This window comes from Pedobacter gandavensis, from assembly GCF_032678745.1.
GTDB classification, from domain to species: Bacteria; Bacteroidota; Bacteroidia; order Sphingobacteriales; family Sphingobacteriaceae; genus Pedobacter; species Pedobacter gandavensis_C.
Genome location: NZ_JAVTST010000007.1, coordinates 19694 through 37094 on the forward strand (window position 1 = coordinate 19694; position 17401 = coordinate 37094).

Here is a 17401-nt window from a genome sequence, read left to right on the forward strand (position 1 = left end):
TTGATATGCTATTTCTTAGATTTAAGAACTGTAATACAACGGTTCCAGCAGCTATGCAACAGCAAATAAGTTAAGCTGATCATTTGTAATGGGTGGTACAGAATATTCGGAAAAGGTGGCTGAACAGACAAGTAAGCGATCATCATTCTTGATAGAAAGATCAGGCCGTAAGGCAACAATAGAAATACGGGGGCTAAATTAATAGCCATCACTATTGGGCCCGCAATCACTAATGCCAGATAACCCAATGCTATAATGGGCTGATTACTGAAGTTGAGCATCAGACGTCGGGAAAGAAGAGCAATATCAAGTTCCTTTTCTTCCTGGTAAATCAGCTTGTTTCCTAGTAAAAGATCTGCATTCAGCTTTTCTTGTTTTACACTTTTTAGCATTTCCAAAGCCGCTAGCCCTGGGTCTATAAAGGTATGATTCCATTCGTATCGACGGTAGATATCAGCATCAAAGAATAAACAGGCACCATTTGCCATTGCAAAAGCCGGATGATTGATTAGCCGTACCAGCCTTATAGGGAATAGGTTCAACAAGACAAAATCACTTAGGGGATAAATGCAATTGGCGATGAATCCGGAGGTCCTTGGCGTAGGGATAATATTCAGCAGGGCTAATTTAAATACGGAAGTCCGATAAATCAGGCTATTAATGAATCCTTTTTCAATTAAGGTATTTGCCTCTAGAAATAAAAAATAGGCACCTTTAGCATTTTCAGCCACATCGGGACCATCGCTTGACTGAATCAGTATTTCATAATTTTTATAGTCCTGGGACTTAATACTGGCTATTAATTTTTCTGCTTCCTGCTCCGACTGCCGAACTTTGATAATGATCATCACCTTATCCGTAAAGGATCGGCCATAATTACCCATTTTCGGATTGGAAACAAAATTAAATAGGGTAACTGAAAAACGAAGGACTAAAAAGACGAGTACGATGTAGAGAAAAAAAATCATGCAGATTTTTTACTTTGTTTATGAATGGCCTCGTTATAATGTTTGTTATACTCTCTTTTCAGTAATTGTAAACTGATGTACTCTTCGGCCTCCCAGGTACAGAGATAGGTTTTCACCTTCGGCTTTCTTTTATCAAAATAATCGGTAAGAGTTGCTGCAAACACCACCTGAAACTTCTTTTTAGAGGCATTGATCAATTGCATCACGCCCTTTTCAAAAGATACATTGCTTACATAACTGGTGAACAATCTGCCTTGCGGAAATAAAAGCACTAAATTCCCTGGATCGTCCAATAGTTGTCCGGCATAAGTCAGGGTTTCTACCACATCTTTTCCCTTAGGTTTCGAAGCAAATGCGCCCAGGTATTTTAGGTACCATTGTCGCTGATAATCTTCATTTGTCACCAGCACATGAAACTCCTTCTTAAAAACAACCTTATTCAATTGAAACATTAAGAAGCCATCCCACCAGCTAAAATGATTGGCAAGGAGCAATATTGCCTCGCCCTCTTTAATTTTAAGCCGGTCGTAAGTATAGCTAGAAAAGTCCTTCTTTATGATATAAGCGATATACCAGGAAAAGAATTGAAAGATTAACTTGCTTTTGCGGGACGGGTACATCTCTCTAAAATGAGAAAAATATGCCTTAAATCCAAGACTAACTTAAATAAACCCGATCCTCTTCTCCCTCTACATCAATCACAACATCCACATGCTCCTTTAAAACAGTAGCCATCTGTAAACCAACGAAATCCGTGGCAATAGGGAATATTTTATGACTCCTATCTACCAGCACTACAGTTCTGATTTTCTTATGAGGAGTATTTAGAAAAACGCCCAATCCATAGGCTAATGTTTTACCGCTATTCAGCACATCATCAACTAAAATGATCACTTTATTTTTCCAGTGACTTTCATCCAGGTCTGTATTGGCAACCAATTTACTATTTAAGCGATCCAGCTCAATCTTCAACATGGTAATTTTAAGATCTGAAATCTTGGCCAATACTTTCTTTAGTCGCAGGGCCACTTTATAGCCACGGTCCCATATCCCAGCCAATACAATTTCCTTTTCATTAAGGTTATCTTCCAGTATCTGGTAAGCAATCCTATTAATCTTTTGTTGTATCTGCTTCTTATCAAGAATAAGCAATTGAGATTCTGCCATTTGTTATTTCATTGTTTATACTACAAAAAGAACGATTTTAAGGGGCATATTCAAATATTTAAAAAATAAAATCGAAATTCTGCAACGTTTGGGTATGGATGGCGTCTAATCTCCGTAACCTAAAACTTAGACCTCATGAAAAGCACCTTACTATTTAAGACCGCCTTACCCGTACTTCTTGCATTTTCCTTAAATACGATCTCTGCAAAAGCACAACAAAATAAAGACATAGCCTTAACAAATTTCAATGAGGTAACCGTTTCCAGTGGAATCGACCTTTACCTGACACAGAGCCATTCTGAAAACATTAAAGTAACTGCCCATGAGGACTTATTGAAAAATGTGGTGGTGGAGAAGCAAGGCAGTAACTTAATTGTAAAATACAAGAACAGCCAGGGTTGGGGAAGAACATTTAAGGGACAAAGTATCAAAGTTTATGTCAACTACAAAACACTGAATGCCATTACGGCCAGTGGAGGAAGTGATGTTTACGGACAGAATACCCTAAGAACCCAAAAATTAAACATCCGTGCCTCTGGGGGTGCTGATCTCTCTTTAGATATCCATGCCGATGATTTAGTCCTTACCACAAGTGGTGGAGCTGATGTCAAACTGAAAGGAAAAGTAAAAAACATGATCGTACAAACCAGTGGCGGAAGTGATGTGGAAGCCTACCAGCTCATCAGCGACTATGCAAAAGTTACTGCCAGTGGTGGTTCGGATGCAAGTGTGTATGTAAATAAAGGATTAGAAGCGAGTGCGAGTGGTGGTAGCGATATCAACTACAAAGGAAATGCAGCTTTGAATAAAACATCCTCTTCTAAAAGTGGGGATGTAACTCATATTAAATAATATTTAGACCATTAGTTTTTAGTTTATCCCTACACAGGAATTTCCTGGTAGGGATTTTTTATGGTCTTTTATTTCTTATATGGGTAGTAAATGAAGTTTGCTCCTTCTGGAACAATCACAAATACACACATAAATTCTTGTGGTTTTTTATAGCTTTTTAAGAATAGTGCTTTCTTTTCAGGATTAATGATCCCTTTTTGCACAAACTCATCCAGTGTTGAAGCCTGAATCGTCCAGTCAGTATTTAACTCTGTTTTATCCAGAATCATCTCTCCTATCGATACCGTATGTTGGTGTGCAACAAAAATCGGGTGAGTTGAGATCCCTTCATTGATAATTGCAATTGAAACTTCTCTGATAGAATCTGAATACAGCTCCAGGTCTTTTTCTAAACTTAACAGTGGACTTTGTTTCTTTGGCTCTTCTTTTTTGCCTTCCGGGTCTTGCTGAGGTAATAATTCTTCAATATCCATTTTATCTCTAATTTGCTTCCACTACTTCTTCAGTAGTCAGACCAGTAAACTTCAATAATACTACGTTTTCAACATGTTGTGTATGTGGGAACATATCTACAGGTTTAATACGTACTACTTCATATTTCTCTTTTAACAAGGCTAAATCTCTGGCCTGTGTTGCTGCATTACAACTTACATACACGATTTTCTCAGCTTCCATTTCTAATAGTCGCGTCACTACATCAGCATGCATTCCTGCTCTTGGTGGATCGGTGATCACTACATCCGGCTTACCATGAGTTGCAATAAAATCTGTGGTTAAAATATCTTTCATATCACCTGCAAAGAAGGTGGTATTATTAATTCCGTTTAATTCAGAATTAAATTTAGCATCTTCAATTGCAGTAGGTACATATTCTACTCCAATCACTTGCTTTACGCTACCTGCAACAAAGTTGGCAATGGTACCAGCACCAGTGTATAGATCATATACCAATTCATCTCCGCTGAAACCAGCAAATTCTTTAGTAATCTTATACAATTCCAGCGCTTGCATAGAGTTCGTTTGATAGAATGACTTGGCACCGATTTTGAATTTCAGTCCATTCATTTCTTCAAAAATATGATCTCTACCTGCGTAGGTGATCACTTCCTGATCGAAAATAGTATCATTTTTCTTTTGATTGATGATATATAGAAGAGAGGTTACTTCAGGGAAGTTAACTTTCAGGTATTCCATCATACCATCTACCTGTGCTTGCTCCACATAGGCAAAAACCACTACTACCATTACTTCGCCTGTAGAAGAAGTACGGATAATCAGGTTTCTTAAGCTACCCTCATGATTACGCAGGTCATAGAAACTCAATCCATTTTCCAAAGCATAGCTTCTCACTTTGTTTCTCAACGTATTGGAAGGTTCTGCTTGTAAATAACAATGCTCGATGTCTAAAATTTTATCAAAACGCAGTGGAACGTGAAAGCCTAAAGCATTCATCTCCATTTCTGCCTTTTCAGGAGTGCTTCCCTCTTCAGTCGCTTCGGCTTCGATTTCTGCGGCTGCATCTATCACCGGCATATCTGCCTTATTTAACCAGCGTTTATTTGAAAAGGTATACTCTAATTTATTTCTATAGTATTTGTTCTCCGCTGAACCTAAGATAGGCTCCATTGATGATGTATCAACTTTAGCCAACCTTTGCAATGCAGCTTCCACATTTTTATGTTTAAATGTCAACTGGGCATCGTAAGACATGTGTTGCCATTTACAACCACCACAAGTACCAAAATGCTGACAGAACGGGTCTGTTCTTAACTCAGATTTTTCATGTATAGCTTCGATTACAGCCTCAGCGAAATTCTTTTTCTTTTTTACGATACGAACATCAACGACATCGCCGGGTACAGCTTTATCCACAAATACCACCAATTCATCTGCTTTACCTACTCCCTTGCCTTCTTCGGCAATATCAATAATACTTAAATTGGGGATAATGGTTACCGTTCCGGATTTTCTATTTCTACTCATTATGCCGCAAATTTAAGTTTTTTTTCATTGCGTTGTAAATGTTTTTCAATGGTAGCCAGGAGGATCAGTAAAAACTAAATCCAGGACAGTAAAAGAAGGGGAAAATGGAATTTTAAGACATAGGGGTTTCCATGAGGCTTTTACAGCCTATTCAACAAGAAATCTAAATGTTATCTTTTACTTATCAAAAACACGCAGGATAAAACCAAAAACGCCTTCAACCAGGTTAAAGCTCATATCAAACTTCTCATCAACCAAAACAGAAATTTCTAAAACCTCTTTACTCATTGTCTTTTATGTTGATAACAAGAACAAGTTAGCAATTTCCATACCGAATACCAAAACGGTATACGTTATCAATTCAATAAGTTTGTGTAAAAATATCTACCTGATCACTTCATCATCGGCAATAGATGCTGAATAGCGTACTGAACCTTTAGGCATCTATTCAGAATTTGCTGGGGGTTTGCTAGGGATTGCAAGGGTATAATGCCCTTGTAATCCCGCAGCAATCTCGAATCAGATCGTTCATGCCTCCGCCTTCTATTTGACTTCTATTTGCAATCTAAATGATTTCTTTATCAAATCAACAAAATAAGCACCAAATAGAAAAGCCTCCTGAGCAACTCAGGAGGCTTATTGTAATTATAAAAATGACATTAGGTTGTCCTACGTCAAGAAATCTCTTCTATTATAAAGCTGCTTTCACCAGAAAAGGCAATAGTTCTTTTTGGAAGCTTACAAAGTTCTTCCTCACATCAGAATCACTTACCGATGTAAAGGCAAATGAAAAGACGATGCTTTTACTGGCTTTTAATAGAAAGGCCAGTCCCTCTTTGCGGGAAGGATTATTTTTGAAATGATCCAGTTCCAGGTAGGCAGAAAGCAATAGCGACTCCAACTGATCCGACAGGTGTTTTAAGAATTCCTGAGAGTTTGCATTCTCTCTTACGAAATCCCAACCGATAAACTCATTGCAAACCGTATAAGTTAACCTGCAGGTTTTCATCACCAGTGCCGTCAGGTGTTCTTCTTCATTTGAGAACTGCGCTTTATTCTTTAGAATTTCATGGAGATTTAAATCCAGATAATCCATTAAAATTGCATCTAAAACCTGTTCTTTACTCTCGAAATACTTGTATATAGTTGCTTTAGCTATTCTGGCTTTCTTCGCAATTTCGTTTACACTTGTTTTGTGGTAACCGTATTTTCTGAATAACTCCTTTGCAGCCCTGATTATGCTTTCTTTAATTTTCTCTGGTTCCATCAATTAGATACATTTATCATCCCATCGCTTCCAACAGAGGTGCGATATACCTTTAAATAACGTACAGCCGGCGCTTTCTGCGGACTACCGTCAAGCAGTAAAAACTTCGCCGCGCTGCAAGGATCTGTTGCCGTGATCAAATTATCATCCGGTACTACTTTACAGCGTTGTTCAGGATTTACTGAACTACATTGATCGAAAGCCACATAATTTCCAGGTGCAACTTTAATGATCATCAAACCGGCTACCCCCATATTAGGGACCAATAAAATACGATTCTTTGCAGTGTTGATAAACTCTGCTTCAGATATCCGGTAATTGACAAGGACGTTAGGAATATACGTTCCTTCGTCCTTACCACAACCCATAAATAGCAGTAATACTACAAATGCACCGGTTATCCTTTTGATCATTTAAGTTATATCAATGATGTTTTATATTGTTTCAAGAAACGGGCATCATTCTCTGAGAATAACCTCAGGTCTTTGATCTCGAACTTTAAGTTAGCGATACGTTCAATTCCCATACCGAAAGCGAAACCGCTATATTTCTTAGCATCGATACCGCAGTTTTCCAATACATTAGGATCTACCATACCGCAGCCCAGGATCTCTACCCAGCCACTTTGTTTACATAGCTGACATCCCGCACCTTTACAAATGGTACAAGAAATATCCATTTCAGCAGAAGGCTCAGTGAAGGGAAAATAAGAAGGACGGAAACGAACTTTTGTACCTTCACCATATAGTTCCTGCACAAAATAAAACAGCGTTTGCTTTAAATCAGCGAAAGAAACATTTTCATCCACATACAATCCTTCTACCTGGTGGAAGAAGCAATGTGCTCTAGCTGAGATCGCTTCGTTGCGATATACACGGCCTGGCATAATGGCTCTGAATGGCGGTTTTCCTGCTTCCATCATTCTCACCTGAACGGAAGAAGTATGGGTACGCAAGGCGATATCCCCTTTTTCTCCACCTTTCTTAATAAAGAAAGTATCCTGCATATCACGTGCCGGATGCTCTTCAGGAAAGTTTAATGCAGAGAAGTTATGCCAATCGTCCTCAATCTCGGGACCCTCAGCAACAATAAAACCTAGTTTGTTGAATATTTCGACGATCTCTCTTCTCACCAATGCCAGTGGATGACGGGCACCGATTTCAAAGCCTTCACCCGGTAAAGTCAGGTCTAAACCCAGATCTTTAGTGGTATCAGCTACTTCAGTTTGATCTTTAAGCGTTTGATATTTAGCTTCCGCTAATTGCTTAAACTCATTTAAAACCTTACCCAGGACTCTTTTTTCCTCAGGTGAAACTGCTTTAAACTCATCAAAAATATCTTTAATGATTCCTTTGGTACCAAGGAATCTGATGCGGAATTGCTCTAATTCATCAACGTTATCCGTAGAAAACGCATTTATTTCAGCAGTATATTGTGTTATCTTCTCTTGTAACATGAGGCCAAATATACAGCTATTTATATAATATTTTTATAATCGCTGAGTCCAAAAATCAACTTGAATACGATGTCCGAGTAGAAATTGGACTCAGCGAGAATATTTTAGATCACACCAAGTGCTTTACCTACTTTGGTAAATGCAGCAATAGCTTTATCTAAATGGTGTTGCTCATGAGCAGCAGAAAGCTGTACGCGGATTCTAGCCTTGCCTTGTGCAACTACAGGATAGTAGAAACCAACTACATAAATGCCTTCTTCCAGCATTTTAGCAGCAAATTCCTGCGCCAGTTTAGCATCATAAAGCATTACCGGAACAATTGGGTGAACACCTTCTTTGATATCGAAACCTGCTTCAGTCATTTTCTTGCGGAAATAAACTGTGTTGCTTTCTAATTTATCTCTTAAATCAGTCGTCTCACTCAACATATCTAATACGGCGACAGAAGCACCTGCAATTGCCGGAGCCAAAGTGTTAGAGAATAAATATGGACGTGAACGCTGACGTAACATGTCAATAATTTCTTTTTTACCAGCAGTAAAACCTCCAGATGCACCACCCAATGCTTTACCCAAAGTACCAGTAATGATGTCTACTCTGTCCATTACGTTAAAATGCTCGTGTGTTCCACGACCAGTTTTTCCGATAAAACCTGTACAGTGTGATTCATCAATCATTACCAATGCTTCATATTTATCTGCTAAATCGCAGATTTTATCCAATGGAGCGATTACACCGTCCATAGAAAAAGCACCATCAGTAACGATGATACGGTGTCTAGCATCTTTAGCAGCAATTAACTGTTGCTCCAAATCAGCCATATCCGCATTTTTATATCTGAAACGTTTTGCTTTACACAAACGAACGCCGTCAATGATGGAAGCGTGATTCAATTCATCAGAGATGATTGCATCCTGGTCATTTAAAAGTGGTTCGAAAACACCGCCATTCGCATCAAAAGCCGCAGCATATAAAATGGTATCTTCTGTACCTAAGAATTTAGATAATTTCTCTTCCAACTCTTTGTGTACATCCTGAGTACCACAGATGAAACGAACTGATGACATTCCATAGCCATATTTATCGATTGCTTGTTTAGCCGCTTCAGTTACGCGTGGATCAGAAGACAATCCTAAATAGTTGTTTGCACAGAAGTTGATCACTTCCTGCCCAGTACTAATTTTGATGTCCGCACCCTGTGGGGTTACAATCACACGTTCACGTTTAAATAAACCGTCTTTTTCTATTTGCTCCAATTCTTGTTGAAGAACAGGTTGTAATGTTTTATACATACTATTATTTGCTTGTTGCAACCAAAGTTATGAAAATATCGTCTTACCCAAACAACCTTGTTAAATACCCTTTAACAAACTTTAACAAAAGTTTGCTGTTAACTAAGAATACTTACCCGATATTTAGGCTTTAACCCATATATGAAGAGAATCCAACTCACGCTTTTACTGATACTTGCTGGAACCACAATACTATTTGCCCAGGAATTCAAATTAAAAGGAAATATTAAGGACACAAACGGTGAGGTAGTCCCCTTTGCCTCTGTTTATGTTAAAAATACCACCAAAGGTACTTCTGCCAATGTGGATGGGATTTATGCTCTTGCCTTAAATAAAGGAACCTTTACCATTGTTTACAAAGCAATAGGATTTAAAGCCATAGAAAAAAACATTAGCATCACGGAGGAAATGATAGAAAACACCGTGTTAAGCCCGGAATCTTATACCTTAACCGGCGTAACTATTGATGGTAATGCGGAAGATCCTGCCTACGAAATTATCCGTCAGGCCATCAAAAAAAGAAAACAGCACCTCACTGAAGTGCCCGCATATACTGCGGATGTATATATAAAAGGAGTTCAGAAGCTGGTCGGGGCACCTAAAAAATTCTTTGGAAGAGATATTCAAAAAACACTGAATCTGGACACGAATAGAAAAGGAATTCTCTATTTATCCGAATCCACTTCTATATTTTCCTTTGAGCTTCCCGACAAAATACATGAAGAGATGATCTCCTCTAAAGTGGCCGGAAGAAACAATGCATTCAGTTTCAACAAAGCTTCGGATCTGATCATTAATTTCTACCAGAACATCCTTTTGGAAAACACATTGAGTGCCCGTGGCTTTGTATCGCCAATTGCCGACAATGCCTTATCCTTTTATAAATACAAGCTTTTGGGTGTGATTAATGAAAATGGGCAAACGATCAATAAAATTGAAGTCATCGCAAAAAGGGCACATGATCCGGCTTTCAATGGAATCATTTATATCAATGACAACAGCTGGCACTTGGTCAATGCTAATGTGTACCTCACCAAAAGTTCAGGCGTCAACCTGATCGATACCCTTAAAATATCACAGCAGTTTCTTAAAGTCGAAAAAACATATATGCCTTCAAGTATCAATTTCCAATTTAATGGAAATGTATTGGGATTTAAGTTCGAAGGTTATTATGCAGGTGTATATAGTAATTATAACATCGATCCCAAGTTTCCAAAAAACTATTTTAATGGAGAGATCTTAAAAGTTACAAAGGCAGTAAATAAAAAAGACTCGCTGTTTTGGTTAAACAACAGACCGATCCCGCTGACCGCTGAAGAAAGTCGCGACTACATCAGAAAAGATAGCATTGCGGCATTAAAAACATCCAAACGCTACCTTGATTCTCTTGAAAAAGCAAACAATAAATTAGGTCCATTTAAACTGTTAATTACTGGCTATACCCTAAACAACCGCTATGATAAAAAAAGTTTAAGGTTTGACCCGATTCTACCTGCGCTATTTTACAATACAGTAGAAGGCTTTGGAATGAGGTATGGCATCACCTATACGAAGCGCCTGGAATATGGTGAATTTTACCAAATCAGACCAGAAGTACGCTATGGTCTATCTAATAAAGAGCTTACCGCATCACTTAGTGGAACTTATTACTATGATGCCGTTAAACGTGCCAGCATCACTGCGAGCGCTGGCTCTGGCATCTTCGACTTAAATAATCTTGGTACCATGAGCTTAATGGGAAATTCTATCAACTCCCTCCTTTTTGAAACCAATTTTTCAAAGTTCTATAAGAAAGAATTTGTAAACATCGGAACCAGTAGAGAATTGGCCAACGGCTTAATGGGAAGTATAAAAGTCGATTATGCGAAAAACTATAACCTGGTGAATACTACTGGTTTTAAAATTAAGGATTTGAAGGGTGAGACTTTTACTTCCAATAACCCCTTTACTCCAGAAACAGAAAGCCCATTATTTCCAACCTATGAATCATTTAGCATCAATGCTTCCTTAACTTATACCTTCGGACAAAACTATATGACCATGCCGGATCGTAAGATTTATCTGGAATCAAAGTCCCCAAGTATCAGCTTATGGTATAAAAAAGGGATCAAGGGCGTGATGAGTAGTGATGTTGATTACGACCTCATCGCTGCAGAAATTTATCAGAACAGAATTAGTGCCGGATTATGGGGTTACTCTTCTATTGTAATTGGTGCCGGTAAATTCTTAAACAACGATCAGGTTTATTATCCGGAATTCAAGCATTTCAGAGGTAATAACTCCTTATTTGGATTGCCAAATATGAGGAAATTCCTATTCCTTGATTTCTATCTATTCAGTACAGACCGTGAGTATTTCGAAGCTCATTTTGAACATAACTTCTCTGGAAGGTTCAGTAGCAAGATTCCTATCCTGCGTAAATTAAAACTGGAAGAATTGGTTGGGGTAAGCTACCTTAGCCAGCCTTTAAAAAGAAACTATACGGAGTTTTACTTCGGATTGCAAAGGTTGATCTTCAGAGCTGCATATGGCTTTGCTTATGATGGTAATAAAAGAATCAACCATGGATTCAGACTCTCCTACGGACTTTAAAACAATTCAGTACATGAGCATAACTATAACAGCATAGGTATGCTCATGCATTTATACTGGAATCAGTTCTTGTTGCCGATAAATACTCATGATAAGTTGAGCTGGAAAAACCTCGTAGTCCTTATTATGAATCACGGCATCTACAGGCATTACTTTCCAGCCTTCATCCCCTTTGATCCGGAGTTCATGAATTACATGAACGCATTCCAATAGCTTCTCCAAATGCTCATGCATAGGAGAAGAGGTGTGCCCATTTTCGCATTCATCAGACATTGGTATGTCACAAAGACTATAAAACAGCACCATATCCAGTTCATCCTGCCATGCGGCTAAGGAGAGGTAATTGAAGATCTTCTCAAATACCAGTCTTACATTATTCACTTCTTCATCTTCTAGTACGCGGCAATACCTCATGGTATCATCTTTCAATCGTTTTTCTACTTCAATAAAACCTCCCCTTCTCCACGCTCCGGCAATTTGAAAAAGTGGCTCTTCAGTTTTAATTAATAAATCAATCTTATCATTGTTCAGGATCAACCAAGCCATTTCTAAAAATCGTGTTAATTGTTGATGAACACTGGTCTGCCTTGCAGGTTCATATAACTTGCCATTTTTATACGCCTTATTATTAAAGGCCAGGGCAAAAAATAACCGAAGCTCCTGCCTGAACAATTCCAGATCAATTGCATCAAAGAATTCCTCTGCAACCAATAGTGGATTTTCTAGTTCTTCATCTTCCAGGTACCTGAATCCAGGCATGCCTTTCATTTCATATCTTCTTCTCATAATACACTTAATTAATTTATAGTATAAATAATGAATTTTAAAATATTATATTAGCTAAATAATTAACACAATCTTACGTATAATTAATCAAATGACAAACTAAATTACATAACAATTAAAGCTATGAGGAGAAACATTTATTTAGAGAGCGCACAGACCGGCGCCAGGCTCAGGGAAATACGTTTAGCGAAACAAATGACGCTAATACAGTTCTACCTTCCGATTACAAAACACATTGGAAATTGTTCTTCTATTGAAAGTGGGAGGAGAAATATTGGAAAAAGGCTGTCGAAAGACATCATTGACTATCACAAGATTAATCCAAGGTATCTGAATACTGGGATGGGAGAAATGTTTATACGCTCTTCAGATCCGAATGAACATTTACCACAACTAGAGGAAGGTGTACCGTATTTCAATGTCAATCTTACTGAAATCACGGTTGGAGACCTGAATGTATTTCAGGAACCTCCGGAATACTATGTCAATTACCGTCCGTTTAATGATTGTGATGCCTACCTTCCTGTTTATGGAGATAGCATGTACCCCAAATTCACGAATGGAGAAATCATCATTGTCAAAGAAATTAAAAACCGGGAGATCATCCAATGGGGCGAGGCCTATTTGGTCATTACCGATGACATTTCCAATAACATCACTACGGTAAAGCTACTTTTTGAACATTCGGATCCTGAGCTGATACTCTTACGCTCCTTAAATCCGAAATATATTGGTGATACTGTCCTGCAAAGGAAAGCCATCAAACGAATGTTTCTGGTCAAGGGTAAGGTGACCAGAAATCATTTATAGGCTGCTGATATATACTTCCGGGTTCACTGCAAATGGAATCTGCACTCCATTTAATCCTGCAATCACATTTCTTGCGGCAAGCACAGACATGGCGGCACGGGTTTCCTGAGTAGCAGAACCTATATGAGGAAGTACAGCTACATTGGGCATTTGCAATAGCGGATGGTCGGGTCTCATAGGTTCAGGGTTGGTCACATCCAATCCTGCGCCCCAGATCTTTCCTTCTTCCAGCGCTCTTAACAAGTCTTCTTCCTTGTGGATCGCACCCCTTGCGGTATTGATAAAGATGGAAGAGGGCTTCATGAGCTCAAATGCAGACCAATCAAATTTACCTTCTGTTTCAGGAGTTAATGCAGTATGTACGGTCACTACATCACTTTGTTGGAGTAATTCTTCAAAAGGCACCCATTTGGCCTTTAGTTCCTGTTCAGCATCCTCATTCCTGGTTCTATTGTGGTAAAGTAGTTTCATTCCAAATGCTGCTTTACAACATCTGGCCATTTCCAGTCCTATTTTACCCAATCCAAAAACACCGAGGGTTTTTCCTCTTAACTCTATACCCAGATTAGCCGTTGGATCAAAAAAAACCCACTCTCCTTTTTCAATGGTTTTATGGAGGTAGAATGCTTTTCTGGAGGTCGCCAGCATCAGCAAAAAAGCAGTATCTGCTGTTGCCGCACTCAATACACCTGGGGTATTTCCAATAGGAATATTTAAAGAGGTAGCGCTATCCACATCTACATGGTCAAATCCGACGGAATGCAGCGCAATTACTTTTAAATGAGAACAGGCCTGAAGAAAATCGGCATCCAGTCTGGTTCCTACACTCAATAAGGCATCAGATTTTAAACAATTATAAATTAATTCTTCTTGCGTCAGTGCCCTCTTCTCCTTCCATTCCTGCACCTCAATTCCTGCTTCTTCTAATAATACCCTACCTTCTTCAGAAATTACCCTCGTAATAAATACCTTCATAAATATCTTCTTTTATATAAAATCAACAACCGTTTCCGGGCAAATGTTCTGGAAATAAAAAAGGCGGTCCAAACCTGGAACCGCCTTTCTCATCTGTCTTTATCGAATTAAAGACTAAGTTTTTTACGAATATCTGAAGGAATACCTTTTTTGTTTAACAAGAAAGCTGTGGTTTTGAATTTCACAAAGTTCTTGCTTACGTATAGGTAACCTTTATAATCATTAGATGGACCCCAAGAGTTTTTAACGATGTAATATTCTTTACCGTTTTGATCTTTTGCTATACCAGTAATCTGCATACCGTGGTCATCAGTAGTTTTGTAGTTATCAAAAGCTTCCTGACGCATCTCTACAGTAATTTCTTTTTCTGGTTTAGGACCGTTAAACATTGTAGCACGTTCTTCTTTAGACATCTCTTCGAAATCTTTTTCAGGAACAAAAGCAACACCATTTTTCCAGCTAAAGCCTTTCTCACTTACATCTGTAGCCCAAGCAACAGTATATCCTTTTTTCAAAGCATTGTCGATCACCTTAGTGATGTCGTCCATTTGCACATTGTAAACTTGATCATAAGACCAGTTATCAGGTACCATCAATACGGCTTTAGTATAGTAAGGCGCTGAAGTGAATGAAGAAAGTTCTACATAGTCAGCAGGATTAATTCCTACTACTTCTTTAGCAAAAGTTTTTGGCGTATATTCTTTTCCTTCAAAAGTAAATTTCTCAGGAACTGCACCTAAACATGAATCAATAGTAGCGATATATTTCGCTTTCCAAGTTGGATCAAACTTTCCTGATGGTGCATTTACTGCTTTCTCAAGAATAGCTTTAGTCAGCTTGTTCATGTCATCAGATTTGTTTGTTGATGTACCGTACTTTCTTCCATCATAAACAGATTGTGGCAATGCGCCATACAAAGCAAACATATTGATTACATCATGACAAGCACCACCATCACCTAAGGTTAGGGCGCCATGCATACGTACATAGTTGATTCCTTTTTCAATATAAGCATTACGGGCAGTAAAGATATCAGCAAGATCTACTGGTTTCTTACCTGCTTTAATCATTTCTGATTCTAAGAATGAGTTGGTACTATAGCTCCAGCAAGTTCCTGAAGACTGTTGGTTCTTTACATCAGTTGCTTCTGCATTGATTACCGGGGTAAAAGTGAAGCTATTTTTACTATCTGTACTGTGATTGTTGCTTAAGGCATTTACCAGGTTATCCTGAGCAAATACACTACCTGCGCTAAATAAAAGGCCTGCCGCCAATAGCACTGGTTTCATAGAAATTTTGGTCATTTTTTGTGTTTAAATTTATTCCGCCTCACAAATCATCCGCTGATTTATAATGACGAAGGCAAACTTAACAATATTCCAATAACCCAACAACAGCATAAAAACATTGTTACCTCATAATTTTTGTATAAGTTTAGCTATAAAACATCACGATGGACATTTCATTAAAAGGTAAATACGCGTTAATCTGCGGCAGTACTCAGGGTATTGGATTAGCTACAGCAAAAGTTTTGGCTGGTTTAGGTGCCAATTGCATCTTAATGGCGAGAAACGAAGATGGGCTAAAAGTAGCAGTGGCACAATTACAGCAAGAAGGAAATCAGCAACACAGTTATACTGTTGCCGATTTTTCAGAAAAGCAGCAGTTGTCTGATGCCATCCAAAAAATCACAGCGGAACATCCGGTTGCCATTCTGGTAAACAATACTGGCGGACCAAAAGCCGGCCCAATCACCAAAGCCAGCTCAGACGACTTTGAATCGGCATTTCAACAACACCTTGTTGGAAATCACCTATTAGCGACTGCAGTTCTTCCAGGGATGAAAAAACTCGGATACGGAAGGATTATCAATATTATCTCTACCTCCATTAAAACTCCATTGCCAAATCTTGGCGTTTCCAACACGATTAGGGCAGCTGTGGCTTCCTGGGCTAAAACTTTAGCTAATGAAGTTGGTATCTATCAAATCACTGTCAACAATATCTTACCTGGGTTAACAGATACTGCCAGATTAGGTAGTTTAATTGAAAGTACCGCAGCCAACCAGCAAACAGATAGAGCAACAATAGAGAAGAGCATGATTTCAAGTATTCCAATGGCTAGATTTGGGCAGGCCGAAGAAATTGCCAATGTAATTGCCTTCCTCGCTTCTCCTGCAGCTTCCTATGTTACCGGAACAAGTATCAGAGTAGATGGAGGCAGAACGCCTGCGATTTAGCTTTTTTCAATCTCATTTATCTTTATTAACTTTGTCCCACATTAAACGCTGTATGCAACAGTATCAATGATGATATGAAAAAATTCCAGACCATACTTTATTATTGCTATAGTCCAATAGCAAACGCAGAACAATTTGCTGCCACTCACCTTACTTTTTGTAAATCTTTAAACCTTGTAGGCCGTATTATTGTGGCTGATGAAGGTCTGAACGGTACAATTTCAGGAACCAAAGACAATGTTGAAGCTTATATGGCTGCCATTCATGCGGATGAACGTTTTGCCAAAACAGAATTTAAGATTGATGAGGTTGAGGAGCCTTCTTTTATTAAAATGCACTGTCGCTACAAAGACGAGATTGTACATTCAGGATTAAAAGATCCAAACATCATCAACCCTAATCAGCGCACAGGTAAACACCTTGAGCCCGTAGAATTCCAAAAGATGATTAAGGAAGAAGATGTGATCATTCTTGATGTGCGTTCTAACTACGAGCATAATTTAGGCAGGTTCAAAAATGCCATTACTTTAGATATTGAAAACTTCAGGGATTTCCCGGAACAGATCAATGAACTGGCGAAATACAAAGATAAAAAGGTGTTAACCTACTGCACAGGCGGAATCAAATGCGAAAAAGCATCTGCCCTACTGTTACACCATGGTTTCAATGATGTATACCAGCTTCACGGTGGAATTATCAAATATGGTAAAGAGGCCGGCGGAGAGGATTTTGACGGAAAATGTTATGTTTTTGATAACAGAATTGCTGTAGATGTCAACTCTGTAAATCCAAGCATTGTTTCTACTTGCTATTCTTGTGGAATAGTTACTCCAAAAATGATCAACTGTGCAAATCCAGAGTGTAATGAACACATTACGCAATGTGATGCCTGTGGAGAAGAATTAGAAGGCTGCTGTTCTGTTGCTTGTACTACTCATCCTCGTAAACGTCAATATGATGGAACCGGATATTATGTAAAAGTACCACAACCTGTAAACACTGCTTCAAAATAGC

Annotated in this window: 18 protein-coding genes; 5 read left to right on the forward strand and 13 right to left on the reverse strand. The window is 38.6% G+C overall.

Going from position 1 to position 17401, the window contains the following annotated elements; genetic code table 11:
- Positions 1–8: 8 nt before the first annotated feature.
- From R2S10_RS19475 to R2S10_RS19485, 3 genes are read right to left on the reverse strand one after another with little or no spacing between them, the layout of a single operon-like run.
- Complete coding sequence (locus tag R2S10_RS19475; protein ID WP_316842088.1) at positions 9–968, reverse strand: hypothetical protein; 960 nt, start codon at positions 966–968, stop codon at positions 9–11.
- A complete protein-coding gene (locus R2S10_RS19480) occupies positions 965–1588 on the reverse strand; it encodes a 1-acyl-sn-glycerol-3-phosphate acyltransferase (protein WP_316842089.1) in 624 nt (207 codons plus the stop codon). The genes R2S10_RS19475 and R2S10_RS19480 overlap by 4 nt, the downstream gene beginning before the upstream one ends.
- Before the next feature lie 37 nt (positions 1589–1625).
- Complete coding sequence (locus R2S10_RS19485; protein WP_182961830.1) at positions 1626–2135, reverse strand: phosphoribosyltransferase family protein; 510 nt, start codon at positions 2133–2135, stop codon at positions 1626–1628.
- A gap of 135 nt (positions 2136–2270) precedes the next feature.
- Here R2S10_RS19485 and R2S10_RS19490 point away from each other — a divergent pair, with 135 nt between their 5' ends.
- Positions 2271–2987 (forward strand): head GIN domain-containing protein, encoded by a 717-nt coding sequence (locus tag R2S10_RS19490; RefSeq protein WP_316842090.1) that lies wholly within the window; start codon positions 2271–2273, stop codon positions 2985–2987.
- Between the two features lie 68 nt (positions 2988–3055).
- On the opposite strand, the gene R2S10_RS19495 is transcribed toward R2S10_RS19490, so the two are convergent.
- The 7 genes from R2S10_RS19495 to kbl all read right to left on the reverse strand — a co-directional run bounded on the left by R2S10_RS19495 (position 3056) and on the right by kbl (position 8985).
- Positions 3056–3460: a hypothetical protein gene (locus R2S10_RS19495; protein ID WP_316842091.1), complete on the reverse strand. Its 405-nt coding sequence runs from the start codon at positions 3458–3460 to the stop codon at positions 3056–3058.
- Between the two features lie 7 nt (positions 3461–3467).
- Complete coding sequence (rlmD, locus tag R2S10_RS19500; protein WP_316842092.1) at positions 3468–4970, reverse strand: 23S rRNA (uracil(1939)-C(5))-methyltransferase RlmD; 1503 nt, start codon at positions 4968–4970, stop codon at positions 3468–3470.
- 177 nt (positions 4971–5147) lie between these two features.
- Positions 5148–5258, reverse strand: a complete 111-nt coding sequence (locus tag R2S10_RS19505; protein ID WP_182961826.1) for a phenylalanyl-tRNA synthetase subunit alpha — start codon at positions 5256–5258, stop codon at positions 5148–5150.
- Between the two features lie 403 nt (positions 5259–5661).
- Entirely contained in the window at positions 5662–6237 is a 576-nt protein-coding gene (locus R2S10_RS19510; protein WP_062546894.1) for a TetR/AcrR family transcriptional regulator, read from the reverse strand.
- On the reverse strand, positions 6237–6650 hold the full coding sequence (locus tag R2S10_RS19515) for a hypothetical protein (protein ID WP_316842093.1): 414 nt from the start codon (positions 6648–6650) through the stop codon (positions 6237–6239). Before R2S10_RS19515 ends, R2S10_RS19510 begins: the two co-directional genes overlap by 1 nt.
- 5 nt (positions 6651–6655) lie before the next feature.
- A complete protein-coding gene (gene pheS / locus R2S10_RS19520; protein ID WP_316842095.1) occupies positions 6656–7693 on the reverse strand; it encodes a phenylalanine--tRNA ligase subunit alpha in 1038 nt (345 codons plus the stop codon).
- Positions 7694–7797: 104 nt separating this feature from the next.
- On the reverse strand, positions 7798–8985 hold the full coding sequence (kbl, locus tag R2S10_RS19525) for a glycine C-acetyltransferase (RefSeq protein WP_265843111.1): 1188 nt from the start codon (positions 8983–8985) through the stop codon (positions 7798–7800).
- A 141-nt stretch (positions 8986–9126) separates the two neighbouring features.
- Here kbl and R2S10_RS19530 point away from each other — a divergent pair, with 141 nt between their 5' ends.
- Positions 9127–11577, forward strand: a complete 2451-nt coding sequence (locus tag R2S10_RS19530; RefSeq protein ID WP_316842096.1) for a DUF5686 and carboxypeptidase regulatory-like domain-containing protein — start codon at positions 9127–9129, stop codon at positions 11575–11577.
- Between the two features lie 51 nt (positions 11578–11628).
- On the opposite strand, the gene R2S10_RS19535 is transcribed toward R2S10_RS19530, so the two are convergent.
- Positions 11629–12363, reverse strand: a complete 735-nt coding sequence (locus R2S10_RS19535; RefSeq protein ID WP_316842097.1) for a hypothetical protein — start codon at positions 12361–12363, stop codon at positions 11629–11631.
- A 123-nt stretch (positions 12364–12486) separates the two neighbouring features.
- Between R2S10_RS19535 and R2S10_RS19540 the strand changes: the two genes are divergently transcribed.
- The gene (locus tag R2S10_RS19540) at positions 12487–13173 is read left to right on the forward strand and encodes a S24 family peptidase (protein WP_316842098.1); all 687 of its coding nucleotides are present in this window, start codon (positions 12487–12489) and stop codon (positions 13171–13173) included.
- On the opposite strand, the gene R2S10_RS19545 is transcribed toward R2S10_RS19540, so the two are convergent.
- Complete coding sequence (locus R2S10_RS19545) at positions 13168–14148, reverse strand: D-glycerate dehydrogenase (protein WP_316842099.1); 981 nt, start codon at positions 14146–14148, stop codon at positions 13168–13170. The genes R2S10_RS19540 and R2S10_RS19545 overlap by 6 nt on opposite strands.
- Before the next feature lie 107 nt (positions 14149–14255).
- Positions 14256–15452, reverse strand: a complete 1197-nt coding sequence (locus R2S10_RS19550; protein WP_316842100.1) for an aminopeptidase C — start codon at positions 15450–15452, stop codon at positions 14256–14258.
- Between the two features lie 149 nt (positions 15453–15601).
- Between R2S10_RS19550 and R2S10_RS19555 the strand changes: the two genes are divergently transcribed.
- Together R2S10_RS19555 and R2S10_RS19560 are read left to right on the forward strand one after the other, a co-directional pair.
- Positions 15602–16387 carry an SDR family oxidoreductase gene (locus R2S10_RS19555; protein ID WP_316842101.1) on the forward strand — a complete coding sequence of 262 codons (786 nt, stop codon included), beginning with the start codon at positions 15602–15604 and terminating at the stop codon, positions 16385–16387.
- A 74-nt stretch (positions 16388–16461) separates the two neighbouring features.
- Positions 16462–17400, forward strand: coding sequence for a rhodanese-related sulfurtransferase (locus tag R2S10_RS19560; RefSeq protein ID WP_316842102.1), 939 nt, complete (start codon positions 16462–16464; stop codon positions 17398–17400).
- The last annotated feature ends 1 nt before the right edge of the window (position 17401 follow it).